This is a genomic window from Pontibacter sp. LHS1 (assembly GCF_058932855.1).
Genome location: NZ_JBZYWF010000019.1, coordinates 1 through 22,499 on the forward strand (window position 1 = coordinate 1; position 22,499 = coordinate 22,499).

20 protein-coding genes are annotated in these 22,499 nt (G+C 52.0%); 1 reads left to right on the forward strand and 19 read right to left on the reverse strand.

The annotated features are described in order from the left end of the window. Positions 1-79: 79 nt before the first annotated feature. From AC5FXQ_RS20910 to AC5FXQ_RS20995, 18 genes are all read right to left on the reverse strand, one after another. Positions 80-757, reverse strand: coding sequence for a LytR/AlgR family response regulator transcription factor (locus tag AC5FXQ_RS20910; protein WP_076421588.1), 678 nt, complete (start codon positions 755-757; stop codon positions 80-82). A 37-nt stretch (positions 758-794) separates the two neighbouring features. Continuing rightward, positions 795-2,312 carry a sensor histidine kinase gene (locus AC5FXQ_RS20915; protein ID WP_493604358.1) on the reverse strand — a complete coding sequence of 506 codons (1,518 nt, stop codon included), beginning with the start codon at positions 2,310-2,312 and terminating at the stop codon, positions 795-797. A 75-nt stretch (positions 2,313-2,387) separates the two neighbouring features. Beyond that, positions 2,388-6,035, reverse strand: a complete 3,648-nt coding sequence (locus tag AC5FXQ_RS20920; RefSeq protein WP_493604359.1) for an ABC transporter permease/M1 family aminopeptidase — start codon at positions 6,033-6,035, stop codon at positions 2,388-2,390. Next, the gene (locus AC5FXQ_RS20925; protein WP_493604360.1) at positions 6,032-6,943 is read right to left on the reverse strand and encodes an ABC transporter ATP-binding protein; all 912 of its coding nucleotides are present in this window, start codon (positions 6,941-6,943) and stop codon (positions 6,032-6,034) included. Before AC5FXQ_RS20925 ends, AC5FXQ_RS20920 begins: the two co-directional genes overlap by 4 nt. A 335-nt stretch (positions 6,944-7,278) precedes the next feature. Beyond that, positions 7,279-7,908 (reverse strand): HAD family hydrolase, encoded by a 630-nt coding sequence (locus tag AC5FXQ_RS20930; protein WP_493604361.1) that lies wholly within the window; start codon positions 7,906-7,908, stop codon positions 7,279-7,281. A gap of 37 nt (positions 7,909-7,945) precedes the next feature. Beyond that, positions 7,946-8,896: a phosphatase PAP2 family protein gene (locus tag AC5FXQ_RS20935; protein ID WP_493604362.1), complete on the reverse strand. Its 951-nt coding sequence runs from the start codon at positions 8,894-8,896 to the stop codon at positions 7,946-7,948. Position 8,897: 1 nt separating this feature from the next. Then, positions 8,898-9,518 carry a sterol desaturase family protein gene (locus AC5FXQ_RS20940; protein WP_493604363.1) on the reverse strand — a complete coding sequence of 207 codons (621 nt, stop codon included), beginning with the start codon at positions 9,516-9,518 and terminating at the stop codon, positions 8,898-8,900. A 7-nt stretch (positions 9,519-9,525) separates the two neighbouring features. Then, entirely contained in the window at positions 9,526-10,086 is a 561-nt protein-coding gene (locus tag AC5FXQ_RS20945) for a DUF4833 domain-containing protein (RefSeq protein WP_493604364.1), read from the reverse strand. 16 nt (positions 10,087-10,102) lie between these two features. Continuing rightward, positions 10,103-10,816: a CDP-alcohol phosphatidyltransferase family protein gene (locus AC5FXQ_RS20950; RefSeq protein ID WP_493604365.1), complete on the reverse strand. Its 714-nt coding sequence runs from the start codon at positions 10,814-10,816 to the stop codon at positions 10,103-10,105. A 24-nt stretch (positions 10,817-10,840) separates the two neighbouring features. Further along, on the reverse strand, positions 10,841-13,444 hold the full coding sequence (locus AC5FXQ_RS20955; protein WP_493604366.1) for a DUF5686 and carboxypeptidase-like regulatory domain-containing protein: 2,604 nt from the start codon (positions 13,442-13,444) through the stop codon (positions 10,841-10,843). Next, positions 13,431-13,802, reverse strand: a complete 372-nt coding sequence (locus AC5FXQ_RS20960; RefSeq protein WP_493604367.1) for a GtrA family protein — start codon at positions 13,800-13,802, stop codon at positions 13,431-13,433. Before AC5FXQ_RS20960 ends, AC5FXQ_RS20955 begins: the two co-directional genes overlap by 14 nt. Further along, complete coding sequence (locus AC5FXQ_RS20965) at positions 13,803-14,264, reverse strand: phosphatidylglycerophosphatase A family protein (RefSeq protein WP_007657790.1); 462 nt, start codon at positions 14,262-14,264, stop codon at positions 13,803-13,805. Positions 14,265-14,273: 9 nt separating this feature from the next. Further along, positions 14,274-15,602 carry an inositol-3-phosphate synthase gene (locus tag AC5FXQ_RS20970; RefSeq protein ID WP_493604368.1) on the reverse strand — a complete coding sequence of 443 codons (1,329 nt, stop codon included), beginning with the start codon at positions 15,600-15,602 and terminating at the stop codon, positions 14,274-14,276. A gap of 39 nt (positions 15,603-15,641) precedes the next feature. Then, the gene (locus AC5FXQ_RS20975; RefSeq protein ID WP_493604369.1) at positions 15,642-16,634 is read right to left on the reverse strand and encodes an NAD-dependent epimerase/dehydratase family protein; all 993 of its coding nucleotides are present in this window, start codon (positions 16,632-16,634) and stop codon (positions 15,642-15,644) included. Continuing rightward, the gene (locus AC5FXQ_RS20980; protein ID WP_493604370.1) at positions 16,631-17,752 is read right to left on the reverse strand and encodes a GNAT family N-acetyltransferase; all 1,122 of its coding nucleotides are present in this window, start codon (positions 17,750-17,752) and stop codon (positions 16,631-16,633) included. Before AC5FXQ_RS20980 ends, AC5FXQ_RS20975 begins: the two co-directional genes overlap by 4 nt. Further along, a complete protein-coding gene (gene spt / locus AC5FXQ_RS20985; RefSeq protein WP_493604371.1) occupies positions 17,730-18,971 on the reverse strand; it encodes a serine palmitoyltransferase in 1,242 nt (413 codons plus the stop codon). Before spt ends, AC5FXQ_RS20980 begins: the two co-directional genes overlap by 23 nt. Positions 18,972-19,182: 211 nt before the next feature. Next, positions 19,183-19,773 carry a TetR/AcrR family transcriptional regulator gene (locus AC5FXQ_RS20990; protein WP_493604372.1) on the reverse strand — a complete coding sequence of 197 codons (591 nt, stop codon included), beginning with the start codon at positions 19,771-19,773 and terminating at the stop codon, positions 19,183-19,185. Between the two features lie 300 nt (positions 19,774-20,073). Next, positions 20,074-20,367: a DUF983 domain-containing protein gene (locus tag AC5FXQ_RS20995; protein ID WP_493604373.1), complete on the reverse strand. Its 294-nt coding sequence runs from the start codon at positions 20,365-20,367 to the stop codon at positions 20,074-20,076. 257 nt (positions 20,368-20,624) lie between these two features. Between AC5FXQ_RS20995 and AC5FXQ_RS21000 the strand changes: the two genes are divergently transcribed. After that, a complete protein-coding gene (locus AC5FXQ_RS21000; RefSeq protein ID WP_493604374.1) occupies positions 20,625-21,503 on the forward strand; it encodes an AraC family transcriptional regulator in 879 nt (292 codons plus the stop codon). Positions 21,504-21,513: 10 nt separating this feature from the next. On the opposite strand, the gene AC5FXQ_RS21005 is transcribed toward AC5FXQ_RS21000, so the two are convergent. Next, positions 21,514-22,428 (reverse strand): pirin family protein, encoded by a 915-nt coding sequence (locus AC5FXQ_RS21005; protein WP_493604375.1) that lies wholly within the window; start codon positions 22,426-22,428, stop codon positions 21,514-21,516. Positions 22,429-22,499 lie beyond the last annotated feature (71 nt).

The following is a 22,499-nucleotide window of genomic DNA, read 5'->3' on the forward strand; positions in this document are numbered from 1 at the left end:
CAAAAATAAAAAAGGCGCTCCGGTAAATTTCGGAGCGCCTTTTTTATGTTTATGCAATTCGATTAATCATGTTGTGCCATCAGATACTGTGCAGCTGCTGCATATAGGAAGCCCCGACCGGCACTTCGTTTCCTTTGATGCATACCTGATGGCGCTCAATTTTATCGATCTGCTTTTTGGAAACGATATAAGAGCGGTGCACCCGCACAAAACTATCGGCAGGCAGCTGCTCGCTCAACTCCTGTATGGTCATGCGCGAAAGCAACTTCTTTCCATCTGCCAGCACGAAAGTGACGTAATTGCCAGCCGCCTCCAGGTATAGGATTTCGTCGTAGTGTACCTTAACCTGCTCGTAACCGGTTTTTAGGAACAGGTAATCTTTTACTGGAGCCGTCGTACCACGCAGTTGCAGCAGCTCCTGTGCCTTGTTGCAGGCCTTGATAAACCGGGGCAGCGAGAAAGGTTTCAGCAGGTAGTCCACCGCATCCAACTCAAAGCTTGTGACAGCGTGTTCAGAATAAGCCGTTGTAAAGATCACCATCGGTTTTTTCTGCAGGCTTGTCACAAACTCCAGTCCGGAGATGTCCGGCATTTTGATATCCAGAAACAGCAGGTCGATCGGTTCGTTTTGCAGGAATTCAAGCGCCTGGAAGGCATCCGTAAAACAACCCACAAGCTCCAGGTAAGGCACCTTGGCAGCATGTGCCCGTACCACTTCCAGCGCCATTGGTTCATCGTCTATTGCTATTGCTTTCATGCTTGCTGCTCTATACCTGTTCAGAAATCAAATATACTTACAATTGGAGTGTGAGGTGCACAAAGAATTCTTCCGGCGTATCACGAATGATCAGTTCGTGCTTCTCTGAATATAAAAGCTCTAGGCGCTGCTTCACATTTTTCAGCCCTATACCTGATTTGTCTTTTTCAGGATCCTGCTCCGACTTCTTTTGCTTGCTGTTGTATACGTCAAAATACAACTTATCCTGATCCGTATGCAAGGTTATCCTGATCCAGGATTTGTGCTTCAGGCTGATGCCGTGTTTAAAAGCATTCTCAATGAAAGGAATAAGCAGCATAGGCGCGATGTACTTTTCGCCCAGCACCTCCTCTATCTTCGTCTCGATGGAGATGTTTGGAGAGCTCGAGGTACGCAGCAGTTGCAGGTCAATGTAGTTGCGCATGTACTCTATCTCACGGGAGAGCAGGATCTTTTGCTGGTGGTTTTCATGCAGCATGAAGCGCATCATGTCACCCAGCATCTGTATACCTTGTGCGGTGCGCTCGCTGTTCTCCTGCAGGGCTGTACCATACAGGGTGTTCAAAGCGTTGAAGAGAAAATGGGGATTGATCTGTGAACGGAGAAAATCCAGGTTGGCGCTCGTTGTCCCCAGCTCTTTCTTCAGCACAAAAACCTCTTCTTTCCCCTTCATCTGGCGCTTGAACAAATACCAGACAACAGGCGCTGTCACGACCAGTTGGAACAAAGAGTTGAAAAAGCTCAGGCCGAAGGCAGTGTCTTCTTGATGCAAAAACATCAAAATCAAAATGGCAACAGGCAGATAACCCAGTACTACTATTAAGGTCATTACGAGGAGGTAGCTACGGAAAGGTTTCTTTGCCTTAAACGCTCTAGGTATCACGTAATAGTAAGCACCGCAATATACAAGCAGAGCGCTGAACGAAACGACAGTCCAGGTCAAGGTAATCTCAGGGCCCAGGTTGAAGACCATCAGCAAGAACACACTGACCATCCAGATGATGAAGGCTGTTAGCGTGTCCCGGTTGATAACCCGGTAGCGGGCTTCGATGGCAGCTGAATTAGACAGCAGGTAGAGGCCGCTGTATTTAATGAAGGTATAGATCCCGACCAGTAGCAACAGGAACAGCGCATGCCGGAAACTGTCCTGAAAAATCAGGTCGTAATCAGGCTCACCGCCGTAATGCCAGGTTAACAGATAGCTTTTGGTATAGGTGTCAAGCACGCCTGCCACGAAGGCGTAAGTCAGGTATAGCACCAGCAGTAGCAAGGCATAAAGCGGCACACGCTCCTTCTGCATGAACTTGGGTATGATCCTGAAATTGAGGAACAGAAAAGCCAGGTATAGCAAGGTGTAGCGGATCAGCTGCGGCCAGAAATAATGCTTGTAGAAGTGATATTCAATCCCTGCCCTTTCAAAGAACCATTGATTAGGTTCGTAAGATGTAGAGAGAGCGAAAATCGAAAAAACAAAAATAGCAGTAGCAACCCAGAACTCTATTTTTGCCGTCTGGAGTGGCTTTGCGATGTGGTTATCCAGTGTCATATCATTCATAAAACAATGATAAATTAAAGCGTTGAGTATAAACAAAAAATGTGATGAATGCGGCTGATTTTGTGACGGATAGTGTTAAAACATGGTATCCAGCATGAAATTGATCAGTTGCGCCGACTGCCGTACATACATGGCTTGTGCGGGAGCAGCCGGTTTCTGAATTGTCACCTTTCTGACATTGTCCATCATATCCAGATCGATCAGCAGGTTGCGCGGATCTATACCTGCGTGGGCGGGTTTGGAGGGAACGGTGAACTGGATTTGCTGCTCGCCGGCGTTCAGCCTGTGCATCTCCAGGTATAGCAACTCTCCCAGCTGACCTTCCTGACCAGCAGCATACACTCCTACTTCTACCAGATCATGTACAGGTATAGCTGTTTCCCTGCCTACAGTGTCCACCACCGACTTCTGCGCCCGAACATCCAGGGTCACTTGCCATTGCCCATCCGCTGTCGGAACAGCTACGGCCTGCTTTGCCTCCAGATTCCAGTAAGTGTTTTTCTCGAACAGGTCGACCAGCAGGTACTGCAATGAATCCGGGGTGACAGCCTTCAATTCGCGGTACAGATGCAGGGAAGTGGGCAGCGGGGATTCCCCTGAACCGAACTTTTGCAGCAGTTTGCGCAATGCCTGGTTCACCTGTTCTTCTCCGAGGTACTCTTTTATGGTGTACATGGCAAAAGGGCCTTTTCTGTATCGCAGGAAGGGATCGGTGGCTCTCAGCAGTGGCACATCGGCCTTGGAGCGGGGCGTCAGGTAGGACTGACGCATCACCCACAGGAGCCTCTCCAGATGCCCGGTACCGTAAGTGGCCTCTACTACTCCCAGGGCGCTATACCAGGCCAGACTCTCGGTAAGCAGGGCCGCTCCTTCCATGTCAGCCGGCACCAGCTGATGCGCCCACCATTGGTGTGCTATTTCATGTGCCCCAACTGCGAAAACGAGATCTATATCCCGCCAATCTTCGGCAGGGTTCAACATAGAGAAATTCTCTGTCAGGGCAATGGTACCCGGATAGGCCGATGCCCCGCTTCCGGCCCCGGGATACTCCACCAGCCGGAGTTGGCGGTGCGGGTAAGGCCCAAAGTGACGGGTATAATATTCCAGAGACGCTTCCGCACTTTTGAGCAGCCGATCCGCCTGATGGGCATGCGCCGGGTGGTAAAGCACCTGGATCAGGATGTCCTGCCACTCGGTTTCGCGCAGGTCATAAGCAGCAGAATAGAAAGTATAAAGGTTGCGTATGGGCGCGTCAGCCACGTAGTAAAAGTAGCGTCTCCCCTTCTCTGTCCAGGTATATTGCAGGGAGCCGCTTGTCACGGCTGTCTGGTCTGCAGAAGTGCCGACCACCGCCTCAAAGCGGATTCGCGCCTGATCTGCGTTCTGCTGCTGCAACCTTCCTTCCTGCAGTGGCTGAACAGCCGGTTTTGGAGGAAGCTGATGCGCCTGCCGGTCGCGTGCAAGGTGCAATTCCCGGTTTGCCTGGTAGCCAATGGCAGGCAGCCAGGCATGGTTTAGAAAGTAGCTGCCATTCGCTGTCACTGCATGGTCTGAACCTTCTCTGGCAAAGCCTTTGGGCTTGTATTGTAAGTCAAAGCTCAGCTCCAGCGAGTCACCTGGTTGCAGGGCCTTTTCAAGAGTGAAAATGGAATGATGATGTTGCCGATCATCGAGCACAGTTTTGGCTGCCTGGCTCAACTCCATATCCCTGGTAGCTACACCAAAAGCTGTGGCGATGTGTATCGTGTCAATGGCTACCTGACTTCTGTTATGAAGGGTATACACCCCGCTCACCCAGGCTTCCCCCTGATCCGGGTAAAACTCTACGTGCAGACTGGTGGCTGTAAGTGTGGGCTGGGGCATGTCCTTATACTTTCCATAGAGGTGCTCGTAGGTGGCACGACGCTCTATCAGCTCTTCTTTCGACAGCTTCTCATTCAGCACATCCGTCTGGTAGAACACAAAAGCACCCAATGTCAAGATCCCCAAAAATCCGCCAGCGGCCACCAGCACCAGTGGTTTTGATGGGTGCAGCAGCGCACGGCGCATCCTTCGCCTTATACCTGTTTCCCGGCCTCTCACCCAAAACCTGAAAGCAAGCAGCGCCAGCAGTAGTGCCCAGGCTGCCCAATATAGTTTAACCCAAAACCAGGGTGCTAACTGCGACCCGAAACCACGCATATCCGAGTAAGACCAGCCTAAGTCTGCACCGTAAACCCATAGCCTGTTACCCACGCCCAGTTCCTGGGCAAATACGCCGAAAAGAAAGGCGACAAATGTGATGATGTGCGCCAGGTATTTATGATTCACCAGCACATGCACGGTTATCGCCAGCACCGCCAGCAACAGATAGTCAACCAACTGCAGACCGAAGAGTATACGCAGGTATAAGCCGATCTCCAGCGTTTCATACCCCTGCGATAGCTGCGTGGCTATACCTGCCAGCAGAAAAACAATTTGCAGGGTGAGCAGCATCAGCACCAGACTACTCAGCTTGCTGAGCAGCAAAACCCAGTCGGGCACAGGGGCTGTGTCTGCTATATCGCTGATGCGGGCGTCCCGTTCACGCCAGACGAGTTGCCCGGCATATACGACCATGACCGCTACTACGATCATTCGTAACATGAACAGGTTGTAAATGGCTGTCATGCGGGCAGTCGTGGGAAGCGTCGGTACTCCGAGTGAGCCCTCCAGCCACTCGGGTAAAAGCACCAGTAGCAATCCTGCTATACCTGACAAGGCAATCCAGCCCCAGCTTGTCATGTTCTCCCGATAGGTCTGCAAAGCGATGGCAGCCGTCTGATGCAGGCGGGAGTTCAGCCGGAAGTTCTTTTGTACCTGTGGAACGGCAATGGGGACTGCATCTATAATCGGTGCCTCCACGGATTTGCGCTTCATGATCCGGCTCCACCAACCTGAACTGGCATGGTGTGCAAATCGAAAGCGCCCAAAGGCGATGGCCATGAAGCCAAACGCAATTAGCAGCCAAAGCATTCGGTTCCAGAGCAGCCAGCCGTCCAGTGGAACTAATTGTGTATTGATGTGGAGGGGAGTCTGTGTTTTCCGGAACTCACTTACGATCGTAAAGCCGGAGAAATCCAGCTGCTTGGCCAATTGCCAAAGCCCCAGATGGTCTGCAAGCATCTCCTTACTCACCAGCGCCACCATAAACAGCAGTCCGCCACCCAGGAAGCTCAGCATGGCATGGCGACTCAGCAAGGCCAGCGAAAACAGGATAACCGTCGCCACAAAGGCAGCAGGAAGTGCTATCATCAGGTAGGAACTCAGGTAGGGCGAGAACTGAAAAGGACCAAAAAGCGCCGTGTCTATACCTGGCACCACCAGCGCCAGCAACAGACCCAGTGGCAGCGCCAGCAAGACCAGTGCGATCACAGCAAAGGCACCCATCAGTTTACCGCCCAGGTAAGCAAACTTACTGACAGGCGTCGTATACAGGAGTGGATCAATCCTGGTCCTTAAGTCGTGGGTCGCTGCTTCGCCGGCCACGGCTGCTATCACCAGCAGTGCCAGCAAACTGGCGATTGCTGAAATGGCCGCGATCACAACCGGGGCATTCAGGAAATAATCTCCGCTGTACACATTGTCGGTAAAGCTCAGCACCATCGCAAGGGTCAGCAGCAGGAAAATACCGAAGTAGATCCAGGTGGAAATGCGGCGCAGCAGGTAGCGCAGCTCAAAGCGGAACATCGCCCAGAACATCATAGCACCACCTCCTTTCCGGCCTGCACTTTCCGTTTGCCGCTAAGCCCGGCCATAGTGCTGAAATAAACATCCTCCAGCGTTGCTTCTACAGGCTCAAACCCACTGCCTGGCAAACTGCTGCTGCAGACGCGCACCACAAACTTCCCGGCCTGTAATCTGGTAGAGATCACAACATGCGCACGTTCTATTCTAGGGAGTTCCTCTTTCCGGATCACCCTGCGCCATACCTGCCCCTGCATGGCGTCTATTGCCTGCAGCGGCTCTGCTTCCAGGAGTATTTCCCCTTTGTTGATGATGGCCATGTGCGTGCACAGCTCTGATACATCATCTACGATGTGCGTTGAAAGGATCACGATGCTGTTCTCACCCAGTTCACAGAGGAGGTTCAGAAACCGTACACGCTCCGAAGGGTCCAGCCCGGCGGTAGGCTCATCCACGATCAGCAGTTTCGGATTACCGAGCAAGGCTACTGCCACCCCAAAGCGCTGCCGCATGCCGCCTGAATAGCCGCCCAGCTTCTGTTTGCGCACTTCCCAGAGGTTTGTTTGCCGCAGCAGTTGCTGTACCACATCGGTGCGGTCGGCACGGCTCGTGATTCCTTTCAGAATAGCAAAATGAGTGAGCAGTTGCTCGGCCGACACGTTGCGGTACACGCCAAACTCCTGCGGCAGATAGCCTAGCGTTTCGCGCACTTGCTCTTTTTGCCGCACCACGTCTATGTCTCCGAACAAGATCTGCCCTTCGTCCGGCTCCTGCAGCGTAGCCAGTATGCGCATCAATGTCGATTTTCCGGCACCATTCGGTCCCAGCAATCCATACATACCTGCTGGAATTGTCAGACTGGCGTTGTGCAGGGCCTGCACCCCATTCGGATAAGTTTTGGAGATGTTTCGGATCGTTAATTCCATCGTTTCTTTTGTCTAGTCTTGTTCCTCTTGCACCCGCCCAGCTGATTACCAGGCCTTTAACAGGAGTAAGATTAGAAAACAGCAAACAGGACTTCAACTAAAAGTGATGAAACTCCGAAAAGATGTGATAAACAGAAGGTTGTTATGGTTTTGCGCTATAAAGCAGGAGCTATTGTAACCTGCTCTTACAGTTCAGCTAGCCGCTTTCCACTTGAAGTATCAATCTCCGTCGGCATAAAAAAACCGCTCAGGCCATGCAGGAGCGGTTTTACTTTGGTCTAAAAAATTAACTCTGTATCTGATTTCACTCAAGGCCTAAGAGGGAGACCTGTTACCTATACCTGGTCTACCCTGACCCACTGCATACCGGCGGCTTCAGCAGCCTGCACGCCGGGCACTCCGTCTTCAAACACCAGGCAATGTTCGGGTGCTACGCCCAGCTTTTCTGCCGCCAGCAAAAACGGGTCGGGATAGGGTTTACCCTCTGCTGTGTCGCCGGCACATACCAGCACTTCTACCAGGTGATCGATCTGAAGCACCTCCAGTGTTTTCTGTATCATCTTTCTTGTACCTCCTGACACCACGCCGATCTTTACCTTGCCGGCATGGGCTACCAGATGGTCTACCACAAACTGCACGGGCTTTGTCCCGGCGATGAACTCGTGGTAAAACAGCTCCGATTTAGATCTTTCAAATGCCAGCGGATCAAAGCTGCTCCCGTATCGCTTGTTGATTTCGACAACCACAGCAGGTATAGGCAGTCCGGCAAACTCGTCTACAATGGCAGGGTCGATCGTGACGCCCTGGCCAGCGGCTACCTTTACATAAGTATCTTTGTGCGCCTGCATGTTATCAGCCAGCGTACCGTCGCAGTCGTACAGAAAGGCCTGATAGTCTCCTGCTGTTAGCTTGAGTAGCTGCTCATAGAGCCGCTTGTTTTGTATGGCGAAGTTATCTTCTGTCATGTTGTGGAAATTGATTTTTGCCTGGTTGCAGGCTTTGTTAGCGAATGGCAGCTACAAATTGCCCGATGGCTCTGCTCACAGCACCTTCTCTGGCCACCAGCCAGTTGAACAAAAGGATGCCACAGGAGGCGCACACTATACCTGCCAGCACATCCAGCACGTAGTGGTGCGAGGTATAGACCGCCGCAAACCAGATACCTACTGTAATAATGGTGAAAAACACTTTGGCAATAAGTCCCAACCTGTTCTTCAAGGCATAGTAGAGTACGATAAGTGGGTAAGCAGAGTGCAGCGAAGGCATGGCGGCAAACACATTGGAGCCCTTGGCATAAAGCGAATGGAATACCGTTATACCGAAAAACTCATCAAAGCGCACCAAGCCTGCCGTGTTGCCGGGTGTTTTGGCAATGAACTCAAAACCATGCAGCTGCACATACCAGGGCGGTGCAGCCGGGTATAGATAATAGACCACAAAGCCCAGCAGGTTGACGAGCAGAAACGTGAGCGAGAAGTACACAAACTGCTGCCGGTTCCAGAAAAACAGAAAGCCGGCAAAGGCCAGCGGCACCGGTATCCAACTGAGGTAGAAGATACCGCTCATGACATCCAGAAAGGCATTGCTGTGGAGCTGCCAGAACTCATTTGGGCTCAGTATACCTTCGCCATTCCGGATGCCGAACACTGCTTTCTCGGCATTATACAGGTCTTCGATGTGCACGGCGTTGAACCAGTAGTTCGGGAAGGCCTTCATGTAATCGTACAGCACCCAGAACACGATAAAGATCGAGAAGCCGGTGATAAACTTACGGGTGATGGGCGTCGCAAAATACAGGGCGTTCGCCAGCCCCACCAGCACCAGCTGATCAGATTTGAAGCCCACCAGCAGGTACGACAGCAGCAGATAGCCAATAGAAAGGGCAGCTACAACAAGGGCATTTTTCAGTGTTACTTTCGCCTTCCCCTCAGTTGCCGTAGTTGTTAAACTCATTTTATTTTTTGTCAAAATCAGAACCGAAAATCTTGTCCCAGAGAGAAGAACTCACTCCATAGCCTTTTGTAGCATCGGAGTAGTGATGCAGCATGTGGTGCTTTTTCAGTTTCTTCCAGAACTCGCCTTTAAAGTTGAAGTGGTGCAGGGCGTAATGCGAAATATCATAAAAGAGGTAGCCCAGCAGAAAGGCTGCAAAAAAAGCGTACAGCTCTCCGCCTGACAACACCAGTGCAAATAGAAAATACAGCGCCGTGGCCATGGGGATGCTGGCAGATGGCGGCATCACCAGCCGTTTGGCATCGTTCGGGTAGTCGTGGTGCACGCCGTGGAAGATAAAGTGCAGGCGCAGTGCCCAATCTGCCTTCGGCACATAATGAAAAACGAAGCGGTGCAACACATACTCCGTCAACGTCCAGACGAACAGGCCAAGTGCGGCGTAGCCTATAAAGGCAAGCACAGACAGTTGCTCCACATGTAGCGCCAGCCAGCTCAGCACGAGGATAACCGGCACGTAAATGTAAAGCGGCACCGTCCAGTGCACTTTGGACAGCGCCTCCATCCAGTCATACCTGAACATCCTGACAGACTCCTGCGAGTTAGACACGAAATTCTTTTTCATCTGTAAACTAAGGTTTAAAACGTCCTGTTACTGCCTTTCCGGTAGCGGCATCGTGGCCGCTCAACTCAACATACAGCACATTGGGCACCCAAAATGTACCGCCTTCGATCCGCACAAACACGCGGTCCAGTATAGCTTCTTTTTTGTTTATCGTGGTATAGACACGGTACTTGCCATCGGCCGCTTTGCGCAGGTATAGCGCCAGCTTGCCATAGCTCACAAACTTGACCTCATAGTGGTCTTTGCCCAGTTTTTTGGTGTTCAGACCGTAGGCAAACTTGCGCTGAATGTAGTTCAGCTCTTTCTGCTCTCCCCCATCAGCATACCGGATCCAGAACGGGTGAATCGGCTCCGCTTCGTTCAACACTCCTTGCGCCGTCCGGTTCAGTTCGTATACCACCGTGTTGGCATTTGGGTCGCGCTGCACATAAAACAGCAGCTCTTTGATGCCCTTCGGCACCGGCAGTGTGTCGGCTTTTGCTTCGGCTATACCTGACGGACTGTGGCCGCTGGCACTTCCTATACCTGTGTAAAGCAGCAGGAGTGCCAGGTAAAATATTTTTCTCACGTTGGTTAGCTTCTTCTTAGCGTGTTGCCATCTCCTTCTGCTCCATGGCCTTTTTGGAGTCCATCAGCCTGTTATAAGCCGTTATGTTCGTCATCACCGCCATCACGGTGATAGGCAGCGTGAACACCGACATGGTCTCAAACACATGGAATGGGATGCCCGGCACGTATACCTTGTAATCTGCCCCCACAAAATAGTAGGTAATACCACAGGCAATAGCCGACACCCCGATCAGCACGACCCGCTCCGGACGCTGCATCAGGCCCCCCTTGCACTCTACGCCCAATCCCTCGGCGCGTGCCCGGGTATAGCTCACCATCATCGAGCCGATCAGGGCGATGAAGGCAAAGAGCGAACTGAGCAGGTAGTGGTGCGAAATCAGGTAATAGCAGATGCCCATGAACATGATCATTTCGCTGTAGCGGTCGAGCACCGAATCGTACATGGCCCCGAAAGTGGACTTCATATTGCCTAGTCGCGCCACTTGCCCGTCGAGCATGTCGAACACACCGGCAAACAGCACCAACGCTCCGGCCCAGCCCACATACTCGAGCTCGCCCCGGTTGCTGGTTTCCCCTCCCCAGATAAAAATGGCCGCAACCCCGATGTTCAGGATCAGCCCGGTGGTGGTAACCGCATTGGGTGTGAACCCCAGCCTGATCAGAAGTCGCACAAAGGGGTTGATTACCGTGTAAATTCCCTGCTGCAACGCGTCGCGTAATGATTTCATGTCCATACTTCTATGTTGTAAGTATTAAAAATCAAACTTAAACCTGCCCCTTATACCTATATCGGACACATTTGGATGGTCCAGGTAGGTCAGACGCTTCACTACGTCAATTCTGAAGAAGTTAAAAATGTTACCTATACCTACGCTCGCCTCCATATAAGGCTTGTTTTCAAGAGTATACGTGAGTGGCAAACCATTGGCATCTGTTGGGAAGCGCAGCAGATCCGGGTTTTCGTGAGGCATGTTTTCTTCGCGCACTTTGCCATACAGCGCCTTGAAAGTGACAAACTCCCGCAGCTTCGTTTTCTTGATCAAAGGAAGCTTGTTGAAGATAAAGCCGTTGAAACCGTGGTCGATGTGCACGCTGGCATACTGGTCGCTCACAAACTCCAGAAAGTTCATCAGGTTGTAAGACTGCAGCTGGTAAGAATAGCTCTGGTTAGCACGGTGGATCGCCAGCAGTGGGAACGGCACCTGCCCGAAAATGTAGCCGCCTTCCGTTACCACGTCCGAATAGCCCAGCTGCGACAGGTAAAAGCGCTTGCTCACATTCAGAGCTACCTTCTGGTACTCAAACTGCCCCCCGAAGGTGCCTTTTATTCCAGCAGCTGCGCGCAGTGTGAACACTGGATGCCGGTTAGCGACCGGTGTGCGGTAGATCTTACCCTGCAAAAACTGCTCGTTCGGAGCCCAGCGCAGTTCAAGCGAAGCCTCTGTTGTGGTGAGGTGCTGGAGTGGCAGCGATTCGATCTCACCGGTGGCATCGCCTACCGGTATGTATTGCAGCGAACCGGCAGGAGCCTGTTTCCAGTTCCGGAAGCCGATGCGGTAGGACATGTGGTTCTCAAACTCCCGCAGGTAATCAATGTTATAGGTTTCGTTGTAGAGCCACTTGTCATTCTCACCGCGCTTAAAGGAAAGCAGGAAGTTGTCTTCCTGCACAAACTGCAACTCCTGACCAGGTATGTTGGTGTCCTTCTGATAACTCACCCGGATAGCCCGCACCGGAAACTCCCAGATGGAGCGATCGGTGAGCGAGTAGGTGCCGCCAAGGTAGTACTTCCACTGTTCGTCCTTGAAACCATAAGCCGTGTAAGTCTCCAGCATCACTTTTTTACTGAAGTTGTTTGTCGTACGTCCGCCAAAGCGCAGCCGGAAGCCCTCCACCGGATTGAAGCTGTAGAATGTGTTGATCGGGCCTATTTCGATCCTGGACCCAGCCCGCTTATACCCTGCGATTAGGGCAGTGCCCCAATCCATGGTGCGCCTGAACGATTTCATGTTTACCAGGCTGTCGATATTGGTATAAGTGTTCACCTCAACGGCCGAGAGCGAGTCGTGTCGGCTGGCTTGCCAGAAAGCCTCGCCCAGCCCTGCCGTGTGCTGCAGCCGTACCACGGCCTCACCTTCGTAGCGTGAGGCTGGTTGTGCTTCATTTATCTTGTAGTCCCTGAAGGAAACCACCCGCTCCCCATAAAAGCCAATGTCGCTATTCTGCGTCAGGCCGAAATCGGCTTTGAGACCGCTTCTGCTCAGGTGGTAGCGGCCATCCGGGTTCTTCTCAAAGTCCAGTTTGATCTTCAGATCGCGCACCCAGTTGATGCTCACCCCTTTGCTCACCTCCATGTCCACGCTCTGCACGGCGTAGGTGCCGTCAAGCGTCACATACATACTGCCGGTAAACATAAAGGCTGATGGGTTACGCGGCTCAAACTGCAGTCTGGCCAGTTGCTGACCACCCTCGGCTGTTACCGTGTCTTTCAGGTAAAACTTGTAGAAGGTAGGCGCCATGTCGGCGATCGGGCTCAGGAACTGGTTTGTCAGGATGGTGATGTTGTTGTCGTAGATGTCCACGTCCTGGTACATGTGCTGCATGTAGGCCATGATGCCCTGGTTATCGACAAACTCCCCGAAGTCTACTTTCTTCTCGGCCTTGACCACAGTCTTGCGTGTCTGCGGCGACTTTCGGTAATACTGCTCCGTGAGCTCCTCCTGTATGAAGAAAGGCAGCACCGCCCTGCCCGCGAGCACGGTGGTGTCGATGTTGTTGGTAATGAAGTCGTACTTGCGTAGCAGCAGATTACGCTTCAGTTTTTCCGGTGTGTTCACCAGCGACATCTGTGTTTTTTCGTACTGCTCGTACTGCACATAGTCATAGCTTTCCGGCCTGTTCTTAGCTTTGTTGTCCACAATCAGCCGGATCAGGTCAACCGCCGGATTATCCTTGTTGCTGTACTTTACCTTACGCTTTTTACCTACCACCACTACTTCGTTCAGCACTTTGGCATCGGTTTGCAGCTTCACGTGCAGCGTCTGCTCCTGCCCCGGCGTCACGGCCATGGTGGCGGTCTGGTAGCCCAGGTATGAGAATTGTATTTTATTGACGATCTGGTTTGTCCGGATCTGGAAGTTTCCTTCGTAGTCGGTGCTGGTACCCGTGCTGGTGCCAGGTATAAAAACAGAAACGCCAATGAGCGCCTCGTTGGTGGCAGCGTCTTTTACGGTGCCTTTAATTGTGGTGAGGCCCTGGGCCATCACTGGAGTGGCCTGTACTCCAGCCGCCATGAGCAGCATGAAGCAAATCAGCCGGTATAGGTATACGCTATACATATTCTTATTTGAATACATATCGTTTTTGAAAAATGTAATTGTAGAAAAAGCCGACAAGCAGCGAAGTGATAATTTTGGAGTAGAGGTAAGGCAGACCACCATAGTGTGTAATCACATATACCCCTGATGCATTCAGCACCAGGCTTCCCTTCCAGATGATCAGATATTTAACTGCCTGCGTCGGCACAGTTTTATGTGCAGCCTGAAACACCCAGTTCCGGCCGAGTGCAAAGTGTGTGATGCCCCCTGAAATAGTGCCAATTACGGTGCCTGCCACATACCAAATGCCGAGCAGTTCCACCACCAGCACTGTGACCAGAAAGTCGACAGCGGAAGCTACCAGAGAAGCAGCCTGCGCCTTCAGAAAGGTAAACATTTAGAATAGCTTCAGGTATAGCAATATTTGTAAAACAATATTTGCGTAAACACCCGCTACTACGTCGTCCAGCATTACGCCTAATCCTCCCCTCACTTTCTCCAGCTTTCGGATATAAAGCGGCTTCACAATATCGAAGAAGCGAAACAGCACCAGTCCAGCCAGCAGGGTGCTGAGCGACACAGGTATAAACAGCATGGTGATCAGCATGCCCGCCACTTCGTCTATCACTACTTTCTTATCATCTTTTCCCCAGTGCGGCTCCACTTCGTTGGCCGACCACACGCCCAGCACCGTGAGCAGCAGGGTGATGACAGGAAGCCAGATAACAAGCTGGCTTCCACCTGCCTGCGGCAGCGCATACAGGCACAGGCATACCGCCACAGCAGCTACTGTGCCGCCCCCCTTGCCTATGTAGCCGATGCCCAGGCTGGTGGAAACCAATTTGTGTAATTTCAGCATATATTCAGCTTACAGCGACTCTTCTACCATGTCTTCGTAGTAGTCCAGGCCCAGGTGCGTGATCAGGTCTTCGCCCATGATGTGGCGCAGGGTATTCTGCAGCTTGATCAGTTGCTTGAAGATGTCATGCTCCGGACGCAGGCCTTCCGCTGTCTGAGGCGACTTGTAGTAGAACGACAGCCACTCCTGTATGCCGCTCATACCTGAGCGCTGCGCCAGGTCAGTGAACAGGGCCAGGTCCAGCACGATCGGTGCAGCCAGAATCGAGTCGCGGCACAGGAAGTTGATCTTGATCTGCATCTTGTAACCCAGCCAACCAAAGATGTCGATGTTATCCCAGCTCTCTTTGTTGTCGCCGTGAGGAGGATAATAGTTGATGCGCACTTTGTGGTACAGGTCGCCGTACAGCTCCGGGTTATCCTCCGGGTGCAGAATGTCTTCCAGCACGCCCAGCTTCGATACTTCTTTTGTTTTGAAGTTGTCCGGATCGTCCAGCACCAGGCCGTCGCGGTTACCCAGGATGTTGGAAGAGAACCAGCCGTTGATGCCCAGCGCTCTGGCCTGCAGACCTGGCGCTACGATGGTTTTCATCAGCGTCTGACCTGTCTTGAAGTCTTTGCCGGAAATGGCTACTCCTTTTTCTTTTGCCAGCTCCACCAGCGCAGGAATGTCTACTGTCAGGTTAGGGGCACCGTTTGCATAAGGCACGCCCATTTTAATCGCAGCATAAGCGTAAATCATGCTTGGCGCAATGCGCGGGTCGTTGTTGCGCAGGCCTTCCTCAAAAGCTGCTACTGTTTCGTGCACGTCGCTTATTTCTGTGTAAACCTCCGTAGAGCCACACCACACGATCACCAGGCGGTCACAGCCGTTTTCCTCTTTGAAGGTACGCATGTCGTCCATCAGCGCCTCGGCCAGTTCGTATTTGGTAGCAGCTTCTTTTACGTTGGTGCCATCCAGGTTTTTAGCATAGGCTTTATCAAACACCGCTTTCATTGGCTTAATAGCCTCCAGCTCCGGCTTGATCGAGTGCAGCAGCATTGGCTCCAGCACTTTCGCGTTTACGGCCGCCTCAAACACGTTGTCTTCGTACACGTCCCAGCCACCAAAAACGATATCGTTCAGGTTTGCCAGTGGCACAAAATCCTTGATCAGTGGGTTGCGGTTATCTGTACGCTTACCCAGGCGGATGTTGCCCATCTGAGAAAGTGAACCTACAGGCTGCGAGAAACCTTTTCTGATCGCCTCTACCCCTGCAATAAATGTGGTGGCAACTGCTCCCAGTCCCGGAAGCAGGATACCCAAGCGCCCTTCGGCTGGTTTTACTTGATATTCCATTTTATTCACTTAAAGTCTAAAACTGTTTTAAATAGATACTTATAGCCAATTGTTTTCTTTATACCATTTCAGTGTGTGCGCCAGCCCTTTCTCCAGGTCGTACTCCGGTACAAAGCCCAGGTCCTGCCGGATCCGGTCGATGCTGCAGTTCCAGTTCTCGGCGGCCAGTTCGTTGAGCTTCTCTTTGTTCAGGGCCGGCATTTTGCTGCTGTTCGCGTAGGCCGCCTCCAGTAGCCGGGCCATCACATTCACCACCCCCATCGGCACGTGAAAGCGTATGGCCTTCCTGCCCAGGATGCGCTTGGTAATAGTAGCCAGGGCGTAACGGTCGTAGCTGTTGCCGTCGGACACATTGTAGCAGGCATGGTGTATTTCTGCGCCCAGTGCCTGTATCACCGCCCTTGCCAGGTCTTTTACATACACAAAGCTCAGCCACTGCGGCTTGTTGCTGATGTAGGGCTCAAGTCCGAGATTCAGAGTCTTTAGAACGATGAAAATATCTTTCTCCCGCGGACCATACACCGCCGTCGGGCGCAGCACGACCAGGGGCAGCTCCTTTAGCTCCGCCAGGTACTGCTCGGCCAGAAGCTTGCTTTTGCCATAGGCTGTTACCGGCTGTGCCTTGCTCTGCTCATGTATAGGCGTAATGTCGCTGTACACCACCGGCCCCAGCGCCGCCAGACTGCTGATGAAGACAAATTTCTTCAGCGGAATATCGGCCTCCATAGCTGCCAAAGCCAGCTTTTGGGTATAACCGGCGTTTACGCTATTGTACTCATGCTCGCTTTTGGCCTTAGTGATGCCCGCCGCATGAATGATGTAGTGGTACTGCTTCTCTTCCAGCTCCTTTACCAGTGCTACGGAGTCGTTGAAGTTTAGGGAAGTGTAGTGGATGTCAAAAGCCTGCAGGTGCGCTACCTCGCTGGAAGGGCGTACGGCTGCGTATACCTCCAGCCTTGCCTGCACAGCCGCTTCGACTAAGTGGTGGCCCACAAACCCGCTTGCTCCCGTTATCAGTACACGTTCCTTCATATCGCCTTCTCGTAGATCCTGTATTTTTTATAAGGAGTGGCACCCATTTTCAGCAGCCCCTGGTTCATCAGCACGTTGTTCTCCAGTATCCAGGAGGCCTCAGCTGAATGCATTTTCTTTTCCCGGTGCTTCTGCATGGCAGCACCATAGAAACAGGCTTCTATTCCCATTTTACGATACCCTTCCACTACGCCCAGTGCGATGATCCGCACAGCCGTTATCTTCTTGCGCAGCAGCAGCAACTTGAAGATACCGGTTGGCAGCAAACGTCCTCTTTTAATCTTCTTCAGGATCTGGTTGATGTCAGGTATAGCCAGCGAAAAGCCTATCACTTTCCCCTTGTGCTCAGCGATCAGACAGAAATCCGGGTCCACGATCAGTTTCAGGTCTTTGGCCATGTAGTCGAACTCCTTTGGTGTCATCGGCACGAAGCCCAGGTTTTTGTCCCAGGCTGAGTTGTAGATCTCGCGCAGGCTCTCTGCTTCCTGCTTGTAGTTTTTCAGGTTGATTGGGCGAATGATGATGCCTTTCTGCTCCAGGCGCTCACGAAGAGCCGTTGCCATGCGGGCAGCTTTGTCGTTGTAGCCATCCGACAGGAACTGGTAAGCCAGCAAATCCACCTTCTTCCGGAAGCCCAGCTTTTCCAGCAAAGCCATGTAGTAGCTGTAGTTGTAAGGCATCATAGCCAGCGGCGAACTGTCGAAGCCCTCTACCAGCATACCGCAGGTTTCGTTCGTAGAGAAGTTCACCGGACCGATCATGGTGGTCACCTGCTTTGCCAGCAGCCATTGCTGTGCCTTCTGAATGAGCATACTGGCTACCTCTCCGTCATTTACGCAGTCGAAAAAGCCGAAAAAACCGTCCCGGCTATTGTTGAAGGCGTTGTGATTGTTGTTGAGTATAGCCGCGATCCGCCCGACGAGCTTGTCACCGTCGTAGGCCAGGTATAGCTGCACTTCGGAGTGGTCGTGGAACGGATGCTTGCCTGGCGTCAACAGATCCTTCTGCGCGATATAAAGCTCCGGCACGTAATGCGGATCGTCTTTATACAGGGCATGCGGAAAGTCAATGAAGGCTTTCAACTGCTGCTTGGTTTCAACAGGCAGTACTCTCTTCATAGGATGTGTTTCGGGAGTTGATGCCGAGCAGTTTGAATGCATCAGCAATTTTAGTAACCGCTTCTTCGATCTGGTCGAAGGTATGCGTTGCCATGATAGAGAGGCGCAGCAAAGTAGAATCGGCAGGAACTGCTGGCGCTACCACCGGGTTCACGAAAATACCGTTGTCCTGCAGCACTTTCGTCACCATAAAGGTCTGGTAGTTGTCCCGCACATAAACCGGAATGATCGGCGTTTCCGTCGGGCCCAGTTCCAGGCCGGCGGCTGTCAGGAGTTCTATCGCATAATTGGTGTTACGCCAAAGCTGCTCACGGCGCTCCGGCTCCGACTGAATAATGTCCAGCGCGGCGAGGGTGCTGGCCACGGAGGCTGGCGACATGCTGGCACTGAAAATGAGCGAGCGCGCATGGTGCTTCAGGTACTGGATGGTATCGTAATCGCTCGCAATGAAACCACCCAGCGAGGCTAGTGATTTGCTGAAGGTGCCCATGATCAGGTCCACCTGGTCGGTAAGTCCGAAGTGCGAGGCCGTGCCAGCCCCCTGCTCCCCGATCACACCCAGCCCGTGGGCATCGTCTACCATAATGCTGCCGCCGTAGCGCTCAGCCAGGGCTACCAGCTCCGGCAGTTTCACAATATCACCTTCCATGCTGAAAACCCCGTCCACCACGATCAGTTTGATAGCATCTGCAGGCAGGCGGCTTAACTTGCTCTCGAGGTCAAGCATGTCATTGTGCCTGTACTTGATTACCCTGGAGAAAGAAAGCCTGCTTCCATCGATGATGGAGGCATGGTTGTACTCATCGAGTATAATGTAGTCGTTGCGGCCGGTGAGGCTGGAGATCACGCCCAGGTTTACCTGAAAGCCGGTGCTGAATACCAATGCAGCGTCCTTGCCGACATATTCGGCCAGCCTGCGTTCCAGTTCCTGGTGAATGTCCAGGGTACCGTTCAGAAAACGGGAACCTGCACAGCCACTGCCGTACTGCTCAATTGCCCTAATGGCCGCTTCCTTTACCTTCGGATGGTTTGTAAGCCCCAAATAAGCGTTCGACCCAAACATCAGCACCTTCTGGCCATTTATGATAACTTCCGTATCCTGAGCAGACTCTATTGATCTGAAATAAGGATAGGCTCCCTGCGCCATCGCCCTTTCAGCTGCAAGGTGCGCAGCGCTCTTCTCACGGGCGAGGATTTTCTCACGAAGTATATTGCCCATCTACAACACGTTAATTGTTAATTGCATTTATTTAACTGGCACGAACTCCAGCACGTTTTCAGCCGGTTTAAACTGCGTATTCCACACCACACAGTTCTCTTGGTTCATAAATTATAGAACTACTTATACCTACTAATACTACTATTTATTATCAATAATTCCTTAAATTTTATGGATTATTTTTGGACAATGCTCTATTCAGATCGAAAATTCACGTTTTCAATCCACGCATTAAAATATTATTGATGATATCCATCCTGCCTTCCAGAGCGGCAAAGTTATTTTCGACCAGCAAGCCGACTTCCAGTCCCCGAAAAGCGCATACCATGGCGAATGCGATGGCATCTATATCATCTGCCGCATACTGGGCAAACTCTTTCCGCTGGAGGCCAAACCGGAGTATATTCCGGACCAGACTTATTTCTCTCAGTTCATATCGTCTGTGCAGATCCCTCAGGCGCGGAATATTCGCCTCTATGTCTCCTTTTATTACAGTGTAAAGGTTCGCTTTCTTTTTGAGGATGTTGAACCGGGTAAGACATAGGGTCCTCAGTTTGTCTTCCGCTGTCTGGGCTTTGTTCACTTCCTCCTGCAGCGTCCGGAAAACCTCGTCCATTTCGCGTGTCAGGACCGCATCAAAGATTTCGTCCTTACTTTTGTAGTAATAATAAAGTGTACTCTTCCCTTTTCCGGCGGCTTTGGCTATGTCCTCCATAGTGGTCTTGGCCCAGCCAAAGTGCCTGAACAGTTTTTGGGCCTCGTCCAGAATCTCCTTTCTTACAAGCTCATCCTTCTCATTCATACACGTTAGACCAAAATCGTTTTTCGGTCCAAAGGTAAAAGAAAGTTAAACATTTATCTAATTTTCCCAGACCATTTTTTTTTACGTCTATCACTGAACGACATCTCTATACCTACCCCCTTAAAGCAAATGACCGCACCAGGTATACCTGGAGCGGTCTGATCAAACTAAACCTACTATATGCAGGCTACAAAGCCCATCATCGGGGCCAGTGCAGCGTATAGTCTCGTTTCAGCCAGACAAGTTCCTTGTCCGGCGTATTATCATCCCCGGTTCCGCTGAATGCTTCCTGCTCCCGGATCAGTGAGTGTGCAACTTTTTTGGGATTTGGGTGCTGGGCCCCTCATACCTGATAAAGATATGGATCCAAAGCGAGCGGGACAGTCGGAAGATAATCGGCAGCAGGCCCACCACGGTTATTCCGACCATTGCCATCATCATCGGGATGGTTACCTCCACTCCTGCCTGGTACATCACAAAAAGAAACACCAGAAAAATAGCCACATTGAATGCGAAGCTCACATACATCGCCCCATAGTAATAGCCCGGCTCCGGCTCAAAAACCTGACCGCAGCTGGGGCAGTTCTCATGCATGTCTGCAAACCTGGGACTATACAGGGTTCCTTCCGGAAACATGTTCCCCTGCCGGCAGCGCGGGCATTTTGCGGTAGCGACACTGTATAAAAATGACTTTTTCTCGCTCATGACGTTGTGTATCCTAATGACCAAGCAAATTTAGCTCATCAGCCTGTTGATGAATCGGCACAAAAACGACGAAATGCTGTACTTTTATGCTGAGCATTCAGCACTCAATCAAGAGAATCATCCGAGGGCATAGAACGAAAACTGCCATGGCAAAAGAACATCTTCCCATTTACCAGATACAGGATTTTGAAGCCCAGTCCCGCAAAGACAGGTACTTCTACATCAGTTCTTTTTCCGCCCACCTGCAGGAGCACCTGTTCATCCGCAAACCTCACAAGCACGACTTCTACATCATCCTGTTTATCACGCAGGGCCAGGGTATACATACCATCGACTTTAAGACCTATGACGTGCAGCCCGGCAACGTGTTCTTTCTGACGCCCGGACAAGTGCACAGTTGGGAGCTCTCGAGTGATGCCGATGGCCTGATCATCTTCTTTTCGCAGGAATTTTATGCCAAGGAGTACCCGCACAGGATGCCGTTCGAATTTCCGTTTTTCAATGCCTTGCTCTACAACCCAGTGCTCCAGATTAGCCAGACTCATGAAAACACCCTGATGCCCATCCTGCAACTGCTACAACAGGAGTACAGGCAAAACGGAATGATGCGTGATGTAGCCCTGAGCAGGTATCTGGACATACTGCTGATCGAGCTGACCCGGATTTTCAGACCGGGTGAGGCTGTGAAAGGGGCTTTTGCAAAAGACCTCGCCCTGCTGCAGCAGCTGGAGCGGCTGATCGACCTGCACTATAAGGAGCACCAGCCTGTGTCTTTTTATGCAGAACGCCTGCATGTGACGCCCAAGCACCTGAACGACGTTTGCCGGAATGCCCTGAACAAAACCACAAAAGAACTGATACAGGACAGAACGTTGCTGGAAGCGCAGCGGCTCCTGGTGCACGCTGACCTGACGAGTTCTCAAATCGCTGCGGAGCTTGGGTATTTTGATAATACCTATTTCTTCCGATTTTTCAAAAAGCACGTAGGCTGCACCCCCGAGCAATTCAGGGCTTCGAATAAGTAAGAGCTATACCTTAAGACAGCGCCTGCGGCGAGGGTCCACCGACAGGTTTGGACCGGTCGGCAGGAAGTGGAACGTACTCCAGGTTATCAGTGGGTGGCAGCAGGATGCGCCCTTCTTTCCAGTCGGCTTTCGCCTGCTCTATCCGTTCCTTGCGCGACGACACAAAATTCCACCAGATATAGCGTTCGCCCACCGGCTCTCCGCCAAGCAGCATCAATGTAGTGGGTTCTTTTGCCACGATCATAGGATCAGCCCCTTTGTTAAAAACCAGCATCTGCCCTACGGTATAGGTTCTGTGCGCGACTTCTATACTGCCTTTGGCCACATAAACACCCCGTTCCGAGTGCTCTTTTGGCAAACCAAAGCGTGCGCCTTTTTCCAGCACGACATGCAGATAAAACAGTGGCGAATGGGTTTTCACGCCGTTGCGCAGCCCGTAAGCATCGCCGGCGATCAGGCGCATCCACACGCCGGTTTCTGTAAAAATGGGAAGTTGTTCGGGTTTGTAGTTCTCAAACGAAGGGGCGGACTCCTCATCCTTCTCAGGCAGCGCTACCCAGGTCTGTATCATTTCCAGCTCCCCGCCTGCCAGGGTGGCAGGGTCTTCGAAGCGTTCGGAGTGCGCAATACCGCTGCCGGCTGTCATCCAGTTCACCTCCCCCGGCCTGATGACCTGCTCCACGCCCAGGCTATCGCGGTGGGTGACCTGTCCGCCGAACAAATAGCTGACAGTAGACAGGCCAATGTGCGGGTGTGGCAGCACATCCATGTCGTGGCTAAGGGGTGGCTGCAGGTCTACGGGCCCGGCATGATCCATGAAGATAAAGGGGCCGACCATGCGGCGCAGCCGAAACGGCAGAATGCGTCGCACGTCCATTCCGGGAGCGAGCGAAGCTTTGCGGGCTTCAATGACAAGATCCAGCATTCGTGTGCATTTAATATAATCCTATACCTGGTATGAAACGCTCGCCTCTTCCCGATGGCCATGCCCAGGCC

What these genes read in the sequence shown, in the direction of transcription:
- AC5FXQ_RS20950 (WP_493604365.1), bottom strand. Translation starts at nt 10,816, where the DNA reads ATGAAATCATTACGCGACGCGTTGCAGCAGGGAATTTACACGGTAATC.
- AC5FXQ_RS20920 (WP_493604359.1), bottom strand. Translation starts at nt 6,035, where the DNA reads ATGATGTTCTGGGCGATGTTCCGCTTTGAGCTGCGCTACCTGCTGCGC.
- AC5FXQ_RS20980 (WP_493604370.1), bottom strand. Translation starts at nt 17,752, where the DNA reads ATGAAGAGAGTACTGCCTGTTGAAACCAAGCAGCAGTTGAAAGCCTTC.
- AC5FXQ_RS20935 (WP_493604362.1), bottom strand. Translation starts at nt 8,896, where the DNA reads ATGAGTTTAACAACTACGGCAACTGAGGGGAAGGCGAAAGTAACACTG.
- AC5FXQ_RS20975 (WP_493604369.1), bottom strand. Translation starts at nt 16,634, where the DNA reads ATGAAGGAACGTGTACTGATAACGGGAGCAAGCGGGTTTGTGGGCCAC.
- AC5FXQ_RS20925 (WP_493604360.1), bottom strand. Translation starts at nt 6,943, where the DNA reads ATGGAATTAACGATCCGAAACATCTCCAAAACTTATCCGAATGGGGTG.
- spt (WP_493604371.1), bottom strand. Translation starts at nt 18,971, where the DNA reads ATGGGCAATATACTTCGTGAGAAAATCCTCGCCCGTGAGAAGAGCGCT.
- AC5FXQ_RS20940 (WP_493604363.1), bottom strand. Translation starts at nt 9,518, where the DNA reads ATGAAAAAGAATTTCGTGTCTAACTCGCAGGAGTCTGTCAGGATGTTC.
- AC5FXQ_RS20915 (WP_493604358.1), bottom strand. Translation starts at nt 2,312, where the DNA reads ATGAATGATATGACACTGGATAACCACATCGCAAAGCCACTCCAGACG.
- AC5FXQ_RS20990 (WP_493604372.1), bottom strand. Translation starts at nt 19,773, where the DNA reads ATGAATGAGAAGGATGAGCTTGTAAGAAAGGAGATTCTGGACGAGGCC.
- AC5FXQ_RS20955 (WP_493604366.1), bottom strand. Translation starts at nt 13,444, where the DNA reads ATGTATTCAAATAAGAATATGTATAGCGTATACCTATACCGGCTGATT.
- AC5FXQ_RS20965 (WP_007657790.1), bottom strand. Translation starts at nt 14,264, where the DNA reads ATGCTGAAATTACACAAATTGGTTTCCACCAGCCTGGGCATCGGCTAC.
- AC5FXQ_RS20910 (WP_076421588.1), bottom strand. Translation starts at nt 757, where the DNA reads ATGAAAGCAATAGCAATAGACGATGAACCAATGGCGCTGGAAGTGGTA.
- AC5FXQ_RS20970 (WP_493604368.1), bottom strand. Translation starts at nt 15,602, where the DNA reads ATGGAATATCAAGTAAAACCAGCCGAAGGGCGCTTGGGTATCCTGCTT.
- AC5FXQ_RS21000 (WP_493604374.1), top strand. Translation starts at nt 20,625, where the DNA reads ATGGCAAAAGAACATCTTCCCATTTACCAGATACAGGATTTTGAAGCC.
- AC5FXQ_RS20995 (WP_493604373.1), bottom strand. Translation starts at nt 20,367, where the DNA reads ATGCATGAGAACTGCCCCAGCTGCGGTCAGGTTTTTGAGCCGGAGCCG.
- AC5FXQ_RS21005 (WP_493604375.1), bottom strand. Translation starts at nt 22,428, where the DNA reads ATGCTGGATCTTGTCATTGAAGCCCGCAAAGCTTCGCTCGCTCCCGGA.
- AC5FXQ_RS20930 (WP_493604361.1), bottom strand. Translation starts at nt 7,908, where the DNA reads ATGACAGAAGATAACTTCGCCATACAAAACAAGCGGCTCTATGAGCAG.
- AC5FXQ_RS20960 (WP_493604367.1), bottom strand. Translation starts at nt 13,802, where the DNA reads ATGTTTACCTTTCTGAAGGCGCAGGCTGCTTCTCTGGTAGCTTCCGCT.